Source organism: Streptomyces sp. ME19-01-6 (assembly GCF_033793745.1).
Taxonomy (GTDB): domain Bacteria; phylum Actinomycetota; class Actinomycetes; order Streptomycetales; family Streptomycetaceae; genus Streptomyces.
Genome location: NZ_JARAXF010000046.1, coordinates 41,239 through 62,166, shown reverse-complemented (window position 1 = coordinate 62,166; position 20,928 = coordinate 41,239). Strand labels below are relative to the sequence as shown.

General features: G+C 74.6%; 6 protein-coding genes. 5 read left to right on the top strand and 1 reads right to left on the bottom strand.

Translation table 11 applies throughout. The annotated features are described in order from the left end of the window. Positions 1–5: 5 nt before the first annotated feature. Together PV419_RS48955 and PV419_RS48950 are read left to right on the top strand one after the other, a co-directional pair. A complete protein-coding gene (locus tag PV419_RS48955; RefSeq protein ID WP_319700336.1) occupies positions 6–437 on the top strand; it encodes a PQQ-binding-like beta-propeller repeat protein in 432 nt (143 codons plus the stop codon). Between the two features lie 75 nt (positions 438–512). Further along, positions 513–1,940, top strand: a complete 1,428-nt coding sequence (locus tag PV419_RS48950; protein WP_319700334.1) for an alginate lyase family protein — start codon at positions 513–515, stop codon at positions 1,938–1,940. 21 nt (positions 1,941–1,961) lie between these two features. On the opposite strand, the gene PV419_RS48945 is transcribed toward PV419_RS48950, so the two are convergent. After that, on the bottom strand, positions 1,962–3,491 hold the full coding sequence (locus PV419_RS48945; RefSeq protein WP_319700332.1) for a glycoside hydrolase family 43 protein: 1,530 nt from the start codon (positions 3,489–3,491) through the stop codon (positions 1,962–1,964). Positions 3,492–3,643: 152 nt separating this feature from the next. On the opposite strand from PV419_RS48945, the gene PV419_RS48940 reads away from it, so the two are divergent. The 3 genes from PV419_RS48940 to PV419_RS48930 all read left to right on the top strand — a co-directional run bounded on the left by PV419_RS48940 (position 3,644) and on the right by PV419_RS48930 (position 20,832). Continuing rightward, positions 3,644–4,267, top strand: coding sequence for a DUF4352 domain-containing protein (locus tag PV419_RS48940; protein ID WP_319700330.1), 624 nt, complete (start codon positions 3,644–3,646; stop codon positions 4,265–4,267). A gap of 92 nt (positions 4,268–4,359) precedes the next feature. Beyond that, the gene (locus PV419_RS48935) at positions 4,360–6,114 is read left to right on the top strand and encodes a fatty acyl-AMP ligase (protein WP_319700328.1); all 1,755 of its coding nucleotides are present in this window, start codon (positions 4,360–4,362) and stop codon (positions 6,112–6,114) included. Positions 6,115–6,117: 3 nt separating this feature from the next. Further along, a complete protein-coding gene (locus PV419_RS48930) occupies positions 6,118–20,832 on the top strand; it encodes an SDR family NAD(P)-dependent oxidoreductase (protein ID WP_319700326.1) in 14,715 nt (4,904 codons plus the stop codon). Positions 20,833–20,928 lie beyond the last annotated feature (96 nt).

Here is a 20,928-nt window from a genome sequence, read left to right as displayed (position 1 = left end):
CCACCTTGAACGGTTCGGCGGCCGTGGGCCGGCAGCGGCTGGTGGTCTGCGGCTCGGACGGCACCGTGGCGGCGCTCGACACCCGTACCGGGCAGGCCGCGTGGCCCGCGCGCAAGGGCCAGAGCGCCAAGGCCCTCGCCCCGGCCGTCGCCAAGGACACCGTCTACCTCGGCGGTCGCTCGCTGACCGCCCTGGCCCTGGCCGACGGCGCGGTGAAGTGGTCGCACCGCTCCGAAGCGCCCGGCGAACAGGGTGCGGGCGGCTGGATCGCCCTGGACCGGTCGGGTGGCGCAGAGGTCGGGACGGTACGGGCCAGGGACGGCGTCGGGGTGTGGCAGCACAGCGCGGGACAGGCGGGCAGGTTGACGGCGGCGGGCGCGGACAACCGTGTCTTTTTGCTGCGCGGCGGCGCCCTGTCGGCGATGCCCGTCTTCTGACGCCGCATTTTCTGTTATCGCCCGCGCCGCGCCGCGTCTCCTGTGCGTACGGATCCGAACCCGAGGAGCACAGCAGTGGCAGCAGACATCAGCCGCAGGAACATCTTGAAGATCGCCGGGGCCGCGGCGGGTGCCGGCGGCATCGGTACGGTCGCCGCGGCGAACCCGGCCTCGGCGGCCGGGACCTTCGCGCACCCGGGGATGCTGCACACCCGGGCGGACCTCGACCGGATGGCCGCCAAGGTGAAGGCGGGCGCCGCGCCCTACAAGGCGGGCTTCGCCAGGCTGACGGCCAATCCCCACGCGGGAGCCACCTGGAGGGCCAACCCGCAGCCGACCGTCTACCGGGGTTCGGGCTCGCCGGAGAACTACCGCACGCTCTACAACGACATCCACGCCGCCTACCAGAACGCCCTGCGCTGGCACATCACCGGCGACACCGCGCACGCAGACACCGCCCGCGATGTCCTCAACGCCTGGTCGGCCAGGCTGACCAAGCTGGACGGCTCCGCGGACCGGTTCCTCGCGGCGGGCCTGTACGGCTACCAGTTCGCCAACGCCGCCGAGCTGATGCGCGGCTATGAGGGGTTCGAGCTGGCCCGCTTCCAGAAGATGGCGCGCGAGGTGTTCTGCGCGCTGAGCGAGGACTTCCTCACCCGCCACAACGGCGCGTACATCACCAACTACTGGGCCAACTGGGATCTGACGGCCATGGCCTGCGTGCTGGCCACCGGGATCCTCTGCGACGACCGCGCCACGGTCGACCGTGCCGTGAGCTACTTCAAGCACGGCAAGGGCATGGGCTCGATCAAGAACGCCATCCCCGTCGTCCACTCCGACGGCCTCGCCGAATGGGTGGAGGCGGGCCGTGACCAGGGCCACGCCCTGCTCGGCGTCGGCCTGATGGGCACCATCTGCGAAATGGCCTGGAACCAGGGCGTCGACCTGTACGGATACGACGACAGCCGCTTCCTCAAGGGCGCCGAGTACGTCGCCAAGTGGAGCCTGGGCGGGGATGTTCCCTTCACGCCCTACACCCGGCAGAAAGGCGCCCCCGGTGTCTGGTCGGGGACGGAGACCGTCACCGAGGCGGCGCATGCCGACCCGGCCATGGTCCGGCCCATCTGGGCCATGATCGCCAATCACTACACCAAGCGCCGGGGCCGGTCGGCGCCGCATATCAGCCGGATCGCCGCCCAGGCCGCCCCGGAGGGCGGTGGCGGGGACTACGGTCCCAACAGCGGCGGCTACGACCAACTCGGCTTCGGCACCCTGTGCTTCACCCGGGACCGGGCCTCGGCCTCGTCCCCGTCCCCTTCCGCCTCCACTTCGTCGTCCTCTGCCGCGCCCTCCTCGCCCCGGCCGCAGGGCGGCCGGGGCGACCTGGCGGCCACCGGCTCGGGCGACCTGGTCGGGGTCGCCGCCGCCACCGGGGTCGCCGCCCTCGCGGGTGGGCTGCTCCTGCTGCGCCGCCGCGGCCGGTCCGGTGGCGACATGTCGTAAGGCCTGTCGTAACAGGACTGATCAGTGAGTGTCGGCGGCGGTCGGACGGTAGTCGTACCAGTCGAAGGCGGCGCTGCCTTCGGTGACGTACATGCCGATCACCCGGCCGGTGAAGCCGCCGCCGACCTCGGTCGACAGATAGCGGCCGTCGAGTTCGGCCAGTCGCTCGGGTTCGGGCCCCTCAAGGGAAAAGGCGACCGTGTCCGGTCCGCCGGCCCGGACGCCGAGCGCTTCGTCGACCGCGTGTTCGGCGGAGGTGACGGAGGGGGCCAACACGCCGGTGGTGCGCATGTCGACGGCCAGGGTGACCGGGCCCGGCGGCACCGGGTGTCGCGCGACCCACTGGCGCAGCGGACCGATCCGGGCGATCACGCTCACCTCTCCCCCGGCGACCTCGAGGTCGTAGTGGTGCGCCTCGTCCATACGCACCGAGAGCCCGGCGCGGGCCGAGCCGGGGTCCAGAAGCGCCGTCACCCGGCAGTCCGGGTGCTGCTGCCGGCGCCCGATGAAGGTGTGGCCCGGGCGGTCGAGGGTGGCCCCCGCCGCATTCAGCGTCAGCCACCCCGGCCGGTCGCCCAGCGACCAGGAGCCGACGGGTCGGCTGCGCGGGGAGATCCAGACGGGTGCCAGCGCCGGGCCGTCGAAGTCGTCCCGGGACGGCTCGGGGTCGAGCGGCCACCACGCGGCCGGGGCGGGGTGCCGGTCCCGTACGGGCCCGACCTCGGGCCATCCGTCCACCCACCGCACGGGGGTCAGAAACGTCTCCCGGCCCAGGACGTGGAAGCGCGGGAAGAACCCACGGGGGCGCGTGGCCAGCAGCAGCATCCACCAGGTGCCGTCGGGCGCGGACACCAGGTCGGCGTGGCCGGTGCTCTGGATCGGCAGGTCGGTGCTGCGGTGGGAGAGGATCGGGTTGGCCGGGGCCGCCTCGTAGGGGCCGCGCGGCGAGCGGGCGCGGGCTATGGACACACAGTGGCCGCGCTCGGTGCCGCCCTCGGCGAGCATGAGGTACCACCAGTCGCCGACGCGGTACAGGTGCGGGGCCTCGGGATGCTGCAGCCCCGTCCCGGACCACACCGGCCAGGGGCCCTCCAGCACCGTGCCGGCCATCGGGTCGATACGGGCCACCTGGACGCCGGAGACGGCGCACCAGCACGAGCCGTCCTCGTCCCAGGCGAGATCGGGGTCGATGCCCGGCAGATCGAGCCAGACCGGGTCCGACCAAGGCCCCTCGGGCCGCTCGCTGGTGACGATGAAGTGCCCCCGGCCGCTGACATTGGTGGTGATCATGTAGAAGCGGCCGTCGTGGTGGCGGATGGTCGGCGCGTAGACCCCACCGGAGGCCGGTACCTCGTCCGGCAGGTCCAGCTGCCCGGGCCGGTCCAGGACGTTGCCGATCTGCCGCCAGTGCACCAGGTCCCGGCTGTGGAAGAGGGGCACGCCCGGAAAGTACTCAAAGCTCGAACACACCAGGTAGTAGTCGTCGCCCACGCGGCACACGCTGGGGTCGGGGTGGAAGCCGCCGATGACGGGGTTGTCGTACATCCGCATGCGAAGCACTCCTTTCGGAAGGTCGGGAACGGGCGGGCGCCCGCCCAGGGCATGAAAACCCTGCCCGCTCATGCCGGTCATACTTCCGTGCATACTGAGCCCCCTCGGACGGCATGGGGAGCCGTCCACGTATCCATGGGGGGTTGGTTTCCATGCGCATGTCCAGGTACGCCGTCACAGTGGCGTCCGCGGCCCTTCTCGGGGCCGTTCTGGTGGGTTGCTCGTCGGACGATGGGGGCGACTCAAAGGAGTCCGCTCCGTCCACCGCGCCCGCCACGGCCGATGAGGCCACCGAGGAGTCGCCGTCTCCGTCGCCCACGAAGCCCGCGGCCCCCGTGATCGCCGTTGGCGAGACGGGGACGTTCGGCATCGGGAAGACGGACGAGTACGGCGAGAACTACAAGGTGACAACAGAGATGCGGGTGACGGCCGTCAGCGCGAAGTATGTGACGCCGGCCGAGATCGACACGACGAACACGCCGGAGAACGGTCAATACGTCGTCCTCACGCTCACCTTGAAGAACGTCGGCAAGGCACCCGCAAAGATCGCGACGTACGGGCTGATGCAGTGGGAGGACGACCGGTCCTCCGCGCAGGACGCGAGCACACTGGAAGGTGTCGGTGACGGCCCGGACCTCGACACGACGTACAAACCGGGGCAGTCCATCACGGGGAAGCTCGTCCTCGACGTCGCCCGCCGTGGCGGGAAGGTGAGTTACGTCGGGGGCGATGATCCGAGCGCGGAACCGTCGTTTGTCGTGAAGCTGCCGAAGTAGGAAGTCGGCGCCGGGCAGGACGGCCCGGACCCGCGTCCACTCCGTGGGACAGCCCCGTTTTGTCCAGGTCACCCGACCGTACCCTGCTGCGTATGTCCGACTCGCTAGTCAACCTGATGATCGCTCAGGAGTCGCGCCGGCCCGGCCGAATCGCCTATCGCTACCTCGCCACGGGGGACTGTGACGGGGAGGTTCGGGAATTGTCGTACGGGCGGCTGGGCCGGCGTTCCCGGGCCATCGGTGCCTGGCTTCAGGAGCGCGGCCTCGCGGGTTCCCGTGCGCTGCTGCTGTATCCGCCCGGCGTCGAATTCATCTGTGGCTATATGGGGTGCCTCTCGGCCGGGGTCATCGCGGTGCCGGGCGTGCCGCCGCAGGGGCGGAGGCAGAACCACCGGGCCCTGACCAGGATGAGGCGCCTGATCGCCGACGCGGACGTCAAGGTGATCCTGGGCGGGCGGCAGGTCATCGAGGCCCTGGACGGCATGGCGGAGCACCTTCCCCAACTGGCCGACATCACCTGCGTCGTCACCGAGGAAATACCCGACGAGGCGGAGAATTCCTGGCGCGCACCGGACATCAGGGCGGATTCCGTCGCGTTTCTCCAGTACACGTCCGGATCGACCTCGGCTCCGCGCGGGGTGACGGTGACGCATGGCAATCTGATGGACAACCAGCGGGTCCTTACAAAAGGATTCGGGCACACTCCCGACGCGCTCGCGGAGCGCGAGGGGGATCTCTTCGTCAGCTGGCTGCCGGTGTATCACGACATGGGACTCATCGCTCCCGTACTCAACACCCTCTACCTGGGCGCGACGTCCACCCTCTTCTCCCCGCTGCATTTCCTCCAGCGGCCCGAGCGCTGGCTGACCGCCATTTCCCGGTACCGCCCGCACACCAGCGGGGCGCCCAACTTCGCCTACGAACTGTGTCTGCGGCATGCGACGCCCGAGCTGATGGACCGCCTCGACCTGCGGCGATGGCGGGTGGCGTTCAACGGCGCCGAGCCGGTGCGGGCCGCGACGCTGCGGCGGTTCTCCGACACCTTCGCCGCCGCCGGCTTCCGGCGTGAGGCCTTCCTCCCGTGCTACGGGCTCGCGGAGGCGACACTGATGGTGAGCGGCAGTTCGGTGGACGCGGCGCCGACGCTGGTGGGCAGGCGCGACATCGGTTCGCGCCCCGGGACGGCGGACGCGGAACTGGTCGGCTGCGGTCGACCGGGTCCCGGCATGACGGTGGTGATCGTCGACGGCGAACGCCTGGAGGAGTGCCCCGAAGGCGAGGTCGGCGAGATCTGGGTCGCCGGCGAGAGCGTCGCCCGCGGCTACTGGCGTAACACCCTCGCGACTCGCGAGGTGTTCCGGGCCTCGCTGAAGGACGGCAGGAGCGGTTTCCTCAGGACGGGCGACCTGGGATTCCTGCGGAACGGAGAGCTGTTCATCACCGGCCGGCTCAAGGACCTGATGGTGATCGACGGGCGCAACCACTACCCCCAGGACCTGGAGCTCTCGGCCGAGACGTCCCACCCCGCGCTCCGGCCCGGCTGCACCGCCGCGTTCTCCGTCGAGGACGGGGCGCTGGGCGAGCAGCCGGTCGTCGTCGCGGAAGCGGCGCCGGAGGCCGCGCCCGAGTTCGACCGGATCACCGCCCTGATCCGCAGCACGATCGGCGAGGCCCACGGCCTGGCGGTGCGGGATGTCGTCCTGGTCAGCCCCGGCACCATCCCCAAGACGTCCAGCGGCAAGATCCAGCGCCGCGCCTCCCGGACGGCGTATCTCGAGGGGACGCTGTCCGTGGTGGGCTCGTCGGTCGGCTCGTCGGTCGGTTCCTCCAGCGGCAGCGCCGGCTAGCCCATGTCCGCGAGGAAGCGCACCGGGGCCTCCGCCGAGGCCGTCCAGGCATGGCTGGTCGGGGCCGTCGCCGACCGCACCGGGCTCGATCCGCTGCGGGTCGAGGTCGAGCGGCCGATCGCCGAATTCGGCCTGGGATCGCGCGATCTGGTGACGCTGGCCGTGGGCCTCTCGGAGCGGATCGGCCGTCAGCTGGATCCGTCCCTCCTCTACGACCACCCCACCATCTCCTCGATCGCCGAGGCGCTGTCCGGCGACGGCCCCGCCCCCACGTCCGGCGCCGGGGCACCGCGGGTGGCGGGCCCGGCGGACGACATCGCGATCATCTCGATGGCCTGCCGCTTCCCTGGGGGCGCGGACGACCCGGAGGGGCTGTGGCGGCTGCTGGCCGCGGGCGAGGACGCCATCCGCGACGTCCCCGCGGGCCGTTGGAACACCCAGGCGCTGTACGACCCGGATCCGGAGGCCACCGGCAAGGCGTACACCCTGCGCGGCGGGTTCCTCACCGACATCGACCGCTTCGACGCCTCGTTCTTCGGGATCGCACCGCGCGAGGCCGCCGCGATGGACCCCCAGCAGCGGCTGCTGCTGCAGACCGGCTGGGAGGCGATCGAGCGGGCCGGGATGGCCCCCAGGGCGCTGAGCGGCAGCTCCACCGGCGTCTACCTCGGCCTGTACGACAGCGGATACGGATACCTGGTCTCGGCCGGGCTGGGGCAGCTGGACGGGCACGTCGGCACGGGCGCGGCGGCGAGCGTCGCCTCCGGCCGGCTCGCCTACGCGCTGGATCTGCGGGGCCCGGCCGTGACGGTCGACACCGCCTGCTCCTCCTCGCTGGTCGCCCTGCACCTGGCCGCTCGGGCTTTGGCGGGCCGCGAATGCGATCTCGCGCTGGCCGGCGGCGTCACGCTGATGGTCACCCCGCGCGGCCACGTCGAGTTCAGCAGACTCCGCGGGCTGTCGCCCACCGGGCGGTGCCGGCCGTTCTCGAACGACGCGGACGGTGTGGTGTGGGCCGAGGGCTGCGGCCTGGTGCTGCTCAAGCGGCTGGCCGACGCGCGGCGGGACGGCGACCGGGTCCTCGCGGTCGTCAAGGGCTCGGCGATCAACCAGGACGGCCGCAGCCAGGGGCTGAGCGCCCCCAGCGGCCCGGCGCAGGAGCGGGTCGTACGCGCCGCCCTGAACACCGCGGGCCTCCAACCGCACGACGTGGACTATGTGGAGGCGCACGGCACCGGCACCCGGCTCGGCGACCCCATCGAGGGCCGCGCTCTGGCCTCCGTCTTCGGCCCCGGCCGCGCGGCCGACCGGCCGTTGCGCGTGGGGTCCCTGAAATCGAACATCGGCCACGCGCAGGCCGCGGCGGGGATCGCCGGCGTCATCAAGACGGTGCTGGCCCTGCGGCACGAGCTGCTTCCGGCGTCGCTGTACGCCGAGAACCCGACCGAGCAGATCGACTGGGCGGACGGCGGCCTGGCGGTGCCCGGCCGTGCGCGGGCGTGGCCGCGCGGCGAGCGGGTCCGCCGCGCCGGGGTGAGCGCGTTCGGAATCAGCGGGACCAACGCGCATGTGGTGATCGAGGAGGCGCCGGAGGACCTGGCGCCACCCGCCGCGCCGTCGCGGCCGGACCTTGGAGGCGAGCCGCCGGAGGTGACGCTCTTCCCGCTGTCGGCCCGCGGCCTGCCCGCGCTGCGTGGACAGGCCGGCCGGCTCCTGGACGCCCTGACGGCCGAACCGGGCCCGCCCCTGTCCGCCGTCGCCGCGACGCTGGCGCATCACCGTACGCACTTCGAGCAGCGCGCCGTCGTCGTGGCGCGCCACCGCGACGAGTTGCTGAGCGGGCTGCGCGGCCTGGCCTCCGGGCGGCCCGAGGAAGCACTGGTCGTGGGGGTGCGCGAGACGCTTCCGCCGGGGAAGCTGGCCTTCGTGTTCCCCGGCCAGGGCGCGCAGTGGGCCGGGATGGCCCGCGATCTGCTGGCCCGCTCCCCGCTGTTCGCGGACGAGCTCGACCGCTGTGACGCGGCCCTGCGTCCGTACACCGCCTGGTCGGTGGCGGCCGTCCTGCGCGGCGACGCGCAGGCACCTCCGCTGGAGCGGGTCGATGTGGTCCAGCCGGTGCTGTTCGCCGTCATGGTGTCCCTGGCGGCGGTGTGGCGGGCCCGTGGGGTGCGGCCGGACGCCGTGGTGGGGCACAGCCAGGGCGAGGTCGCCGCGGCGTGTGTCGCCGGGGCGCTCAGTCTGCACGACGCTGCGGCCGTGGTCGCGCTGCGCAGCCAGGCGCTGACGGGCGTGGTGGGGACCGGTGCCATGGCCGTGGTGGCCCTGCCGTACGAGGAGGTCGAGGCCCGCCTCGCGGAGCTGGGCGGGAAGGTGTCCGTCGCGGCGGTCAACAGCGGCAGGTCGACGGTGGTGGCCGGGGACGTGGCGCCGCTGGAGACCCTGCTGACCGGCCTGGAGCGGGAGCAGGTGTTCATCCGGCGGCTCGGGGTCGACTACGCGTCCCACAGCGCGCAGGTCGAGCCCGTACGCGAGGCGATCCTGTCCGAACTCGACGGCATCGTCACCTGTCCGGCGGCCGTGGCGTGGTATTCGACGGTCTTCGGCGGGCCGGTCGGCGAGGAGTTGGAGGCCGACTACTGGTACCGCAACCTGCGCGAGCCGGTCCGCTTCGCCGCCACCGTGGAGCGCATGGCAGCCGACGGATACCGGTGTTTCGTCGAGCTCAGTCCGCATCCGTCGCTGATCACGGCCCTGCGGACGGTCGCCGAGGACACCGGACACGACCTGGTCGCCGTCGGTTCCCTGCGGCGCGACGAGGACGGGCCCGGCGCTCTGGACCGGGCGGCGGCCGAACTGCATGTCCACGGGCGCGAGATCGATTGGTCGCGCCTGGTCGCCGACGGCCCGTGGGCCGAGTTGCCGACGTACGCGTGGGATCCGCAGCGGTACTGGACCGAGCCCGGCTCCTCGGCCGGTGCCTCGGGCCTGCTCCCCCGCGCCGGACATCCGCTGCTCGGGGTCCAGCTGCGGTCGCCGGACGCGACGCGCTGGACGTTCCGGGGCGAGTGGTCCCGCGCCACGGCCGAATGGCTGCCCGACCACGCGGTGTTCGGGCAGGTCGTGGTCTCGGGGACGACGTTGGCGGAGCTGTGCCGGGCCGCGCTCGCCGTGGCCCGCCCCGACGGTCCGGTCGACGTGGCCGGCCTGCTGCTGCTCGCGCCGCTGACGCTGCCCGCCTCGGGCACGGTGGAGGTGTCCGTCGAGGTCGTGGCCGCGGACCCGCGGGCCGTGCCGGAGGTCTTCGTGCACAGCCGGCCGTGCGGGCAGGAGTCCGAGTCCTCGGAGTGGACACTGCACGCCACCGCGTCGGCCGGCGAGCCCGCCACCGGCGCCTTCGGCCCGCCGCCGGTGTGGCCGGATGCGCCGGAGCCGTGCTGGGGCCCGGAGGCCTATGCGCGTCTCGCCGAGGCGGGCCTCGCCTACGGTCCGGCGTTCCAGGGCGTCCGGTCGGCGGTGCGCACCGGCGACGGTGAGCTGCTGGCCCGTCTGTCACTGCCGTCGCGGGCCCGCGACGTGGCGGACCTGTATCCGGTCCATCCGGCCCTGCTGGACGCCGCGTTGCATGTGGCCGCCGCGTTCGACACCTCGGGCCGGGTGCTGCTCCCGGTCGCCGTCGGCCGGTGCGAACTGCCGCCGGGCGGTGCGGCCGACCTCATCGCGTCCGTGCGGCGGACCGGCGGCTCGGGGGCGGATGTCACGCTGGATGTGACGCTGTGGGACTCCGACGGCCTTCCGGCGGGGCGTCTGGAGGGCGTACGGCTGCGCGCGGCCGATCCGGCGGATCTGCGGGGCGCCGCCGAGAGCGCCCGGCATCTGTACGAGGTGGCGTGGACGGCGGTGGCCACCGAGGCCGAGCCGGACGGCACTTTGTCGCCGGGCGGTGGCTGGGCCCTGCTCGGCGACCCCTCGGACGGGCAGGTGGCGGCGGCCCTGAGGAGTCTCGACCCGGCCGGGGCCGAGGTGCGTAGGGCCGCCACGGTGGACGCGGTGCCGGATGGCGCCGACACGCTGGTCAGGTTCTGGCCGGCCTCCGGTTCGGAGACCGACCCGGCCACCGGCGCGGAGGAGTTGGCGGCCGCGGGCCTCACCGAGCTGCGGGCTCTCCTCGCCCTCCCGCGGGGCCGGGCGCCGTCACGGGTCGTCTGGGTGACCCGCGGCGCGGTCGCGGCGGACGGCGGCGACACGGTGCCGGGTCTGGCCCAGTCGGCGCTGTGGGGCCTGGCCCGCGGCGCGCGCACCGAACACCCTGAGCTCGGACTGCGCCTGGTCGACCTCGACGGCCCCGGCCCCTGGCCCGCCCTGCCCGCCGCCGTGGCGGAGTCCGGCGAGCCGGAACTCGCGGTCCGCGGCGGCAGGTTGCTCGCGCCACGCCTCGTACGCGCCCGCGCCGGCGACGACCTGCGGCCCCCGGCCGACGACTGCTACGAGCTGGCCTACCGCCCGGATGCCCCGCGTCCCGTGCCCCTCGACGACTGGTCGGACCTGGAGCTGCGCGCCGTGCCCCGGCCGGACCTGCCGCCCGGCCGGGTACGGATCGAGGTGCGCGCGGGCGCGGCGCCCGGCTCCCGGGGCGCGACCTCCGAGTGCGCCGGTGTGATCGCGGAGGTGGGCGCGGGCGTCGAAGGGCTGTCGCCGGGGCAGCGGGTGATCGCCCTCGCCGATACGGCGCTCGGCTCCCAGGCGGTCGCCGACGCGCGGCTGGTCGCGGTGATCCCGGAAGACCTTTCGTTCACCGTCGGGGCCTCACTCCCCCTCACGTACGCCACCGCCCATCACGCCCTGCGCGGCCTCGTCGACGTCCAGCCTGGCGAGCGGGTGCGCATCGCGCCGGATACCGGCAGGCGCGGCGCGGCGGCCGCCCGGCTCGCGGAGGCGCTCGGCGCCCGGCCGACCCAGGACGCCACCGAACCGGCCGATGTCCTGCTGGTGGCGGCGGACGCCGAGCGGCACGCCGAGGCCGCGCCCGGCGGCAGGGTGGTCGCCCTCGGCTCGTCCGACGCCCCGTCCCCTGTCGGCTCATCCGGCGCCGGCTCGGCCCGCACCGGCCTTTCCGACGACAGCCTTCGCGAACGGCTCGGCGCGTCCCTGCGCGCGGTCGTGGCGCTGATCGGCTCCGGCCGCCTCCACCCGCCACCGCCACAGGTGCTGCCCATCACGGCGGCGCGCGAGGCCGCGCGCCGAGGGGCCGTGGACCGGAGCCCGGTCGTCCTGGAGCTGGCCGGCCGCGGCGCCGTGGTGCCCACCGACGGCACGGTGCTGGTCACCGGTGGCCTGGGCGCGGTGGGTGGGCACATCGCACGGTGGCTGGCGAAGAGCGGTGTCCCGCGGCTGCTGCTGACCTCCCGGCGGGGCCCGGACGACCCGCGCCACGCCGAGGTCACCGCGGAGCTGTCCGCGCTCGGCGCCGAGGTCGAGGTGGTGGCGTGCGATGTGGCGGACGGGGCGGCGCTCGCCGAGGTGCTCGGCCGCGTCGGCCGTGAACTGCCGCTGCGCGGCGTCGTGCACTGCGCGGGCGTGCTGGCCGACGGGGTACTCGCCGAGCAGACGCCCGAGCGGTTCGCGGAGGTGCTGCGCCCGAAGGTGGCGGGCGCGGCCAACCTCCACCGGCTCACCGCCGGCGCACCGCTCGACCTGTTCCTGCTGGTGTCCTCGGCCGCCGGGGTGGTGGGGAACGCCGGGCAGGGCAACTACGCCGCCGCCAACGTCTTCCTCGACCAACTGGCCCATCACCGGAGGGCCTTGGGCCTGCCGGGCGTCGCAGTCTCCTTCGGAGCCTGGTCGGGAGCCGGGCTCGCCGCGGAACACGCGGATCTGGAGCGGATGGCCCGGGCCGGATTCCGCGCCCTGACCCCCGATCAGGCCTGCGAGCTGGTCGAGCTCTCGCTGTCGCGCCGGGCACCGCATCTGGTCGCCTGGGCGCTGGACCGGTCGCGGCTGCGCGATACCTTCGCCCGTGACGGCGGTCCGGCGCCGCTGTGGCGCACGCTGCTGCCCGCTCCCCGGGCGGGCCGGGACGGCGCCGAGCCGGCGGACCGGCTGGCCCGGCTCCCGGAGGCCGAGCGGGCCGAACGAGTGCTGTCCCTGGTCCGCGAGGAGGCGTCCGGGGTCCTGGGGCTGCGCTCGCCCGACGCCATCCGCCCCGACCAGCCGCTGCGCGAGCTGGGCATGGACTCGCTCATGGCCGTCGAGCTGCGCAACCGGATCGGTGCCCGGCTCGGCTCCCGGCTGGCGGCCACCGTGCTGTTCGACCATCCGACGACGGCCCGGCTCGCGGACCATCTGCTGGACACCGTGCTCGCTTCCGGAGACCGTGCCGCCAGGCGGCCCGCGACCGGCGCGCCGCGGGCGCGCAGCGCGTCCGACGAGCCGGTGGCCGTGGTCTCCATGGCCTGCCGGCTGCCGGGCGGCGTCGCCGACCCCGAGGCGCTGTGGCAACTGCTGGCCGACGGCCGCGACGCGGTCGGGCCGTTCCCGGCGGACCGCTGGGACGTCGCGTCGCTGTACGACCCCGACCCGGAGGCCCCGGGCAAGACCTACGCCCGGGAGGGCGGGTTCCTCCAGGGCATCGACGCCTTCGACGCGGGCTTCTTCGAGATCACCCCGCGCGAGGCCGCCGCGATGGACCCCCAGCAGCGGCTGCTGCTGGAGACTGCGTGGGAGGCGCTGGAGCGCGCCGGGATCGTGCCGGCCGCGCTCGCGGGCAGCACCACCGGTGTGTACATCGGCATGTTCGGCAGCAACTACCTGGCCGGGTCCCGGCTCGACCAGTTGGACGGCCATGTCGGCACCGGGTCGGCGCTCAGCGTGGCCTCGGGCCGGCTCGCCTACGCCCTGGGGCTGCACGGCCCGGCCCTGACCGTGGACACCGCCTGCTCCTCCTCGCTCGCCGCGGTGCACCTGGCCGCCCAGGCGCTGCGTTCCGGCGAGTGCGACCTGGCGCTGACCGGCGGGGTGACGCTGATGGTGACGCCGCAGACGTTCGTGGAGTTCAGCCGGTTGCGGGGGCTGTCCCCGACCGGCCGGTGCCGGTCGTTCTCCGACGACGCCGACGGCGCCGTGTGGGCCGAGGGCGCGGGGATGGTGGTGCTCAAGCGGCTGGGCGACGCGCGGCGCGACGGCGACGAGGTGCTCGCCGTGCTGCGCGGCACCGCGGTCAACCAGGACGGCCGCAGTCAGGGCCTCTCGGCGCCGAACGGCCCGGCCCAGGAGCGGGTCGTCCGCCGTGCCCTGGGGCTGTCGGGCCTGGCGCCCGCGGACATCGACTACGTGGAAGCACACGGCACGGGCACCACACTGGGCGACCCGATCGAGGCAGGCGCCCTGTCGGAGGTGTTCGGCGCCTCCCGCCCGCAGGGCCGCCCGCTGTACTTGGGCTCGCTCAAGTCGAACCTCGGCCATCTGCAGGCGGCTTCGGGCATCGCCGGGCTGATCAAGGTGGTGCTCGCGCTGCGCCACGAGACGCTGCCGCGCACCCTGCACGCCGCCCGGCCCAGCCGCCACGTGGACTGGGACAGCAGCGGGCTGCGGCTGCTGCGGGAGCCGGTGGCCTGGCCGTCGGGCCCGCGGGTGCGGCGCGCGGGAGTCAGCGCGTTCGGGATCAGCGGCACCAACGCCCACGTCGTCGTGGAGGAAGCCCCGCCTCAGGCGCCGGTCCCGCCGGTCTCCCCGCGCGCCGACGAGGCCCCAAAGCGGCAGCTGTTCGTGGTGTCCGCGCGCAGCGACGCCGCCCTGCGCGGCCAGGCCGCCCGGCTCGCCGGACACCTGGCCGCGCTCCCGGCCGACGGCCCCGCCCCCGCGCTGCCGAACATCGCCCATACGCTGGCCCGCCACCGGAGCCACTTCGAGCGGCGCGCGGCGGTGCTGGCTGGCGACCGGGCGGAGTTGTTGGCCGGTCTCGACGCGGTGACGAGAGGAGAGGCCCGAACAGAGGCGCGAGCGGATGTGTCGCTGTCGCGGGCGGGGGCCGCGCCCGGCGGCAAGGTGGCGTTCGTCTTCCCCGGGCACGGCGGGCAGTGGCCGGGCATGGGCGTGGAGCTGATGGCCGGCTCGGAAGCGTTCCGGGAGGAGCTGTCCCGCTGCGACGAGGCGATCGCCCGCCACACCGGCTGGTCGGTGCTCGCGGTGCTGCGCGGCCAGGAGGACGCGCCCGGCCTCGAGGGAACGGATGTCCTGCAGCCGGTGCTGTTCGCGGTCAACGCCGCGCTGGCCGCCGCCTGGCGCTCCCTGGGGGTGGTCCCCGACGCGGTGGTCGGCCACAGCCTGGGCGAGATCGCCGCGGCGTACGGGGCGGGTGCCCTCACGCTGGACGACGCCGCGGCCGTGGTGACCCGGCGGGCCCACGCGGTGGTGCCGCTGGCGGGTGCGGGCGGGCTGCTGTCCGTGGAGCTGCCGCGCGAGGAGGTCGAGCGCCTCCTCGCCCCGTACCCGGACCGGCTGTTCGTGGCGGCCGTCAACAGCGGGACGTCCACCGCCGTCTCCGGCGACCTCGACGCCCTGGCCGAACTGCGGCGGCGGCTCGACGAGGAGGGAGTACCCGCGCGGCGGCTGTCGACGGCGTTCGCCTCCCACAGCCCGCTGATGGCTCCGCTGCGCGGGGAACTGCTCGATGCGCTGGACGGTGTCCGGGGCACGTGGGCGCCGACCCCGCTGTACTCGACGGTGCTGGCGGAACCCGTCGCCGGCGACCGGCTGGACGCCGACTACTGGTACGCGAATCTGCGGGAACCGGTCCGGTTCGCCGACACGGTGCGGCGCATGCTGGCCGATGGCTACCGCTGCTTCGTCGAGCTGAGCCCGCATCCGTCGCTGGGCCCGGCGATCGAGTCCGTCGCCGCCGAGGCCGGGGTCGACGCGGTGAGCGTCGGCTCGCTGCGCCGCGACGACGGCGGCCGGGACGGGCTGCTGCGCCGGCTCGGGCGGCTGTACGGCGCGGGGCACACGCCCGACTGGTCGGCCCTGTTTCCGGCGGGCCGCCGCGCCGACCTGCCCACCTACGCCTTCGCCCGGGAGCGCCACTGGCTGTCGGCCGCTCCCGCGCTGCCGCCGGGGCCGGGCACCTCGCCACTGCTCGGCACGCATGTGGAGGCCAGCGACGAACCGGACCGGCACCTCTTCCAGACCGACATCGACCTGCGGGACAGCCGGTTCGGCTATCTGTTTGACCACCGGGTCGCCGGGGAGGTGTGGCTGCCCGCCTCGGCTTTCCTGGAGATGGCGCTCGCGGCGGCGGCCGCACTCCACAACGACGGGGACCGCCGACGGATACGACTGGCCGAGGTCGAGTTCGAAGCGCCGCTGCGCCTGGAGGCGGAGGCGCCCGTACGGCTGCAACTGGTCCTGCGGCCCGAGGAGAACGGCGTCCGGAGCCTCACCATCGCCTCGATGGAGGTGAACGAGCGGCGGCCGACGTGGGTACGGCATGTCAGCGGGCATGTCACCCACGCCGGCGCCGAGCCCGGCGCCGCCCGCGAAGGGCTCGCCGCGCTGCGGGACATGTGCGCCGAAGCGGTCGACCTGGCCGGTGTCCACGCCGGCCTCGCCGCCCTGGGCATCGACTACGGCCCGGCGTTCCGGCGCCTTTCGGAGGGCCGGCGCTCGGATGCGGCGGCGCTCGGCCGGCTGGCCGAGACGCCCGCCTCCGGGCATCTGCTGCACCCCGCGATCCTCGACGCCGCGTTCCAGACGGCCGCCCTGCCGGGCGACGCCCCCGCGGGCCGGGCGTTCGTACCCGCCGGGGTCGGACGGCTGACGTTCACGGGACCGGGCACCGCACCGGCCTGGGCGACCTGCCGGCTGCGGGCGGTGGACGGGGACACCGTGACCCTGGATCTGCGGCTCTGGGACGAGCGGGAACAACCCGTCCTGGACATCGAGGGATTCCGGCTGGCCGCGCCGGCCGCGCTGTCTCCGCTCGACGGGGCGCTCTTCGAGACGCGGTGGCTGCCCCGGCCGGCCGCGCGGGAGGTGCCCGCCCAGGGCAGCTGGCTGATCCTGTCCGACGAGTCGGGTGTGGGGGCCGCGCTCAGCGGTCTGCTCGGCCCGGTGCCGCACGTGGTGGCCCGCAGGGGCGACACCTTCGCGGCCGAGGCGCCGGGGCGCTACCGGCTCGATCCGCTGAACCCGGAGCACGTGGCGCGCCTGCTGGAGGAGGCGTTCCCCGAGGGCCCGCCCGAGCGGGTGGTCCAGCTGTCCGCCCTGGACGCCCCGGCGATCACCCCGGCCACCGACCCGGCGATCGAGCCGAACGAAGCGGCCGCCCGGGCCGCCCGGCTGTGCTGCCTGACCACCCTGCACCTGGTACGGGCGCTCGCCGAGCGCCCCCGCGGCCGGACCCCGCGCCTGTTCCTCGTCGTAAGGGGCACCCAGGCCGCCGGGGACAGCACCGAGGTGACACACCCGCAGCAGGCGCTCGGCTGGGGCTTCGGCCTCGCGGTGGCCCAGGAGTACCCGGAGCTGGCCACCACGCTGATCGACCTGCCGGCCGACGGCGGCCTCGACGCCCTGTGGACCGAGCTGCGGCACGCCGACGACGAGCGCCTGGTCGCGCTGCGCGGGACGGGCCGCCTGGTGCCGCGCCTCGTACGCACCCGCCCGGACGACGCCGGGCGCGGCGGGATCCGCCCCGACGGCACGTATCTGATCACCGGTGGCCTCGGCGGCCTCGGCCGGGTCGTCGCCGAGCGCCTGGTGGGGCGCGGGGCACGCCGGCTGGCGCTGCTGACCCGGGGCGCTCCCACGCCCGAGGCGGCGCTCTGGCTCGAGGCCCTGCGGGAGCGCGGCGTCACCGTATGCCACGCCCGGGCGGATGTCGCCGACCGGGAGGGCCTGGCCACCGCGCTGGACGGCCTGCGGCGCGCACTCGGCCCGGTCACCTGCGTCGTCCACACCGCGGGCGTCCTCGACGACGCCACCCTGCCGAATCTGACGAACGAGCGGGTGCTGCGCGTCCTCGCCCCCAAGGTGCTGGGCACGGTCCTGCTCACGGAGCTGGTGCCGGAGGCGGAGAGCCTGGTGCTGTTCTCCTCGGCGGCGGGCCTGCTCGGCTCGGCAGGGCAGAGCCCGTACTGCGCGGCGAACGCCTTCCTGGACGCCTGGGCGCACCATCTCGCCCACGCCGACCGGCCGGCGCTCAGCCTCGACTGGGGCGCCTGGACGGGCGTCGGGCTGGTCGCCGAGTCCGACACCCGGGCCGCGTCGGTGAGCCGGTCGGGCCTGGACGGCTTCTCCCCGCAGGAGGGAGGCGAGCTGTTCGAACGGCTGCTGCCCACGGCGCGCCGCCAACTCGCGCCGCTCGCCCTGGACTGGGAAGCGCTCGCACTCGACCCGGACGCGGCACGGTCGCGGCCGTTGCTGTCCGGCCTGGTCACCACCCTGGTCGCGGACCCGGACGCCGCGCCGGGCGCAGACGGGCTGGTCGACCGGGTGCTCGGGGCCACGACGGCCCAGGAGCGGACCGACCGGCTGGAGGCCTATGTACGAGCCCGGGTCGGCGAGGTGGCCGGTCTCGGGGCCACGGACACCGCCCCCACCACGGCCTTGAAGGAGCTGGGGCTCGACTCCTTGATGATCGTCAGGCTGCGCAACGCCTTCACCCGCGAACTCGGCGTCGAACTGCCCGCCTCCGCGGTGTTCTCGGCGGCCGACATCCGCGGCCTCGCGCGGGACCTGGCGGCGGCGCTGATCGAGCGGGACACCGCCACCGGGCCGGGTGCGGTCCACAGCGGGCCGCCACCGGCCGACGTCCCGGCCGACGTGCCCACGGCCGAACTGCGGCCCGCGACCCGTGACGTGGTGCGGCTGTTGCGCAGCGCCCGACAGGACACCCCGAGTGCCGCGCACGCCATCGGCCTCGCGGTCCGGCTCACCGCGCCCACCACGCGGCGGCGGCTGACGCACATCCTCACCCGGCTGGCCGGGCGGCACGCGGCGCTGCGTACGGCGATCCTCGCCGGCACGGGGGAAGGGCCGCTGCTGCGGGTGGAGCGGAATCCGGCCGGGTCCCTGCTGCGCTGGACCGAGCTCGGCGACAGCGCGGACGCGGGCGCGGAGGACGCGGAAGTCGAGGGTCGGCTGCGGGAGCTGCTGGAGCCGCCGTTCGACCTGGCGGCCGCGCCGCTGTGGCGGTTCGAGCTGCTCGACCGCGGCTCCCGGGGCCAGATCCTGGTGTTCGGCGCGCACCACGCGGTGAGCGATCTGCAGTCGCTGCTGCTCGTGGCGGCCGAGATCGACCGTGAGCTGTCCGGCACCCCGCTGGGCGACACCGTCTCCAACCGCGACATCGACCTGCTGCTCCAGGCCCAGGAGGCGCGGCAGGCGCGGCCCACTGACCACCCCGACGACCGGGCTGACGGCGCGGCGGCCGACTGGCGCGAGGCGTTCACCGGCAGCGCCCGGCTCGACCTGACGCTCGCCCGGCCGCGCCCGTCGGTGCGCTCCTTCCGGGCGGGCAGTGTGACCCTGGCGATTCCCGACCGGCTGATGGAGCGGGTGTCGTCCCGGGCGAGCCGGCTGGCGATCACCCCGGCCGCCTTCTGCCTGGGCACCCTGACCGTGCTGCTCGCCCGCGAGCGGGAGCGCGACCGGTTCGTGCTCGCCGTCCCGGTGGACACCCGTATCCACGTCGACGCGTACGACGCGGTGGGGTTCTTCGGGGTGCCGGTGCCCATCCCGGCCCAGGCCGCGCCCGGCGAGGCGATCCACGACGTGCTGCGACGCACCGACGGCCGCCTGGACCGGGTCCTGACGAAGGGTGCCATGTTCTCCGACGCCCTGTCGGCGCTCGCCGCGCAGGGGCTCCACCGGGCGAACGCGCCGCTGGTCGAGGTGTACTTCAACTACGTACGGTCCTCGGCGGCGCGGCTGGACAACCTGGAGGTCCTTCCGGCCGGGACCGGATACTCCGATCTCGACCTGATGGTCACCATGACGCCGGACGCCGGGCGGCTGCGGCTGGACTACAACCTGGACATCATGGACGAGGCCGGCTGCACCGCGCTCGGCGAGGGGTTCCTGCGGCTGCTCGCAGAAGCGGCCGACGATCCCGCGGCACCGGTCCGCCCCGCGGCACCGCGGCCCTCGCTCGCCCTCGCGGCCACCTTCGCCCTCGGCAACCTGCCGCTGCTGTGCGGGACGGCCCTGAATGACACCTCGTCAGGAGACGGCGGCGGGGTGACGGTCGTGGAGGCGCCCTATCACCACGTCCTGGCGAGCCTGCGGGATCCCTCCGGCGTCTTCGCCGACTCCTCGACGGCGCTCGGCGTGGTGCTGCTGAGGGCCGTCGACCTGGAACGGTTCGGGCCGGTCAGCGACGCGCTGCTCGCCGAGCTGCGCACGGAGTACCCGGCCGCGCTGCGGGCCCTGTCCGAGCGGACCGGGACGCCGCTGGTCGTCGGGTTCCTGCCGTCCTCGTACGGCGACGACCGACTGGAGCGGTGGCAGCGCGAGATGGCCGCCGAGCTCTCGGACCTGCCCGGCGTCGCGGTGCTGCGCGCCGACGACTGGACCCGGCACCATGCCGTCGAGGAATGGTTCGACGACCACACCGACAAACTGGCACACCTGCCGTTCACCCCGTCGTTCCAGGCGGCCGTGGCCCTCACCCTGGCCGAGGTGGTACGGGCCGTACGCCGCACACCGCCGAAGGTGATCGCGGTGGACGGCGACCAGACGCTGTGGAGCGGTGTGGCCGGGGAGATCGGCCCTGACAGCGTGGACCTCGGCGGCCCCCGGGCGCTGCTGGCCCGCCGACTGCTCCAGTGGCGTGCCGCCGGGGCCCTGCTGGTCCTGGTCAGCAACAACGACGAGGCCACGGTACGGGCCGTCCTTGACCGCCCGGACAGCCTCCTGCGGGCGGAGCACTTCAGCGTGGTCTCCGCCACGTGGGGCCGCAAGGCGGAACGCCTGGAGGCCGCGGCGCGCACCCTCAATCTGGGCCTCGACAGCTTCGTGTTCCTCGACGACAACCCGGTCGAGATCGCCGCCATGCGGTCCGCGCTGCCCGAGGTGCTGTCCGTGACCTGCCCGTCGGCCGGGGAACTGGCGCCCTTCCTGGCCCGGCTGTGGCCGCTGGTCCCCGCGGCGGCCACGGCGGAGGACTCGCTGCGCGCGGAGTTCTACCGCCAGGAGCGGGCCCGTGACGTGGTGCGCGAACGGGCCGGGTTCGAGGAGTTTCTCGCCCAGCTGGGCCTGGAGGTCGACATCCGGCCGCTGTCCGGACCCGACGTCCAGCGCGCCGAGCAGCTCGTACGCCGCACCAACCAGTTCACCCTGCGAGCCCGGTCGGGCGACGGCGGCGATCTGGAGCGGTGGCGCCGGGAGGGCGAGGTGTGGACGGCCGCGGCCCGCGACCGGTTCGGGGACTACGGGCAGATCGGGCTGCTCGCGGTCCGCCAGGAGGGCGACCGACTCGACGTCCTGGCCTGGATGCTCAGCTGCCGTGCGCTCGGCCGCGGGGTGGAGGAGCGGCTGCTGGGGTGGCTGGCCGACCGCGCCGATGCCCTGGGGTGCGCGAAGGTGTGCCTGACAGCGGAGCGGACACCCCGCAACGCGCCGGCCCGGCGGCTGCTCGCCGCGCTCGGCGGCGGCGAACCGGACGATACGCGGCTGACGCTCATCACGACGCCGGAGCGCCTGCGGGCGTTCCGGTCCTGGCAACAATGACTTTGACGAGAGGACGGAAGGACTTCGTGAGCGACGCACGCGAGGCCGCCCAGCCGCGCCACGCCATACAAGCCGCGGATTCGCCTCGCGGGCGGA

Excerpts from the sequence above, each read along its gene's own strand:
- PV419_RS48945 (WP_319700332.1), bottom strand. The coding sequence starts at position 3,491 with ATGCGGATGTACGACAACCCCGTCATCGGCGGCTTCCACCCCGACCCC.
- PV419_RS48940 (WP_319700330.1), top strand. The coding sequence starts at position 3,644 with ATGCGCATGTCCAGGTACGCCGTCACAGTGGCGTCCGCGGCCCTTCTC.
- PV419_RS48935 (WP_319700328.1), top strand. The coding sequence starts at position 4,360 with ATGTCCGACTCGCTAGTCAACCTGATGATCGCTCAGGAGTCGCGCCGG.
- PV419_RS48930 (WP_319700326.1), top strand. The coding sequence starts at position 6,118 with ATGTCCGCGAGGAAGCGCACCGGGGCCTCCGCCGAGGCCGTCCAGGCA.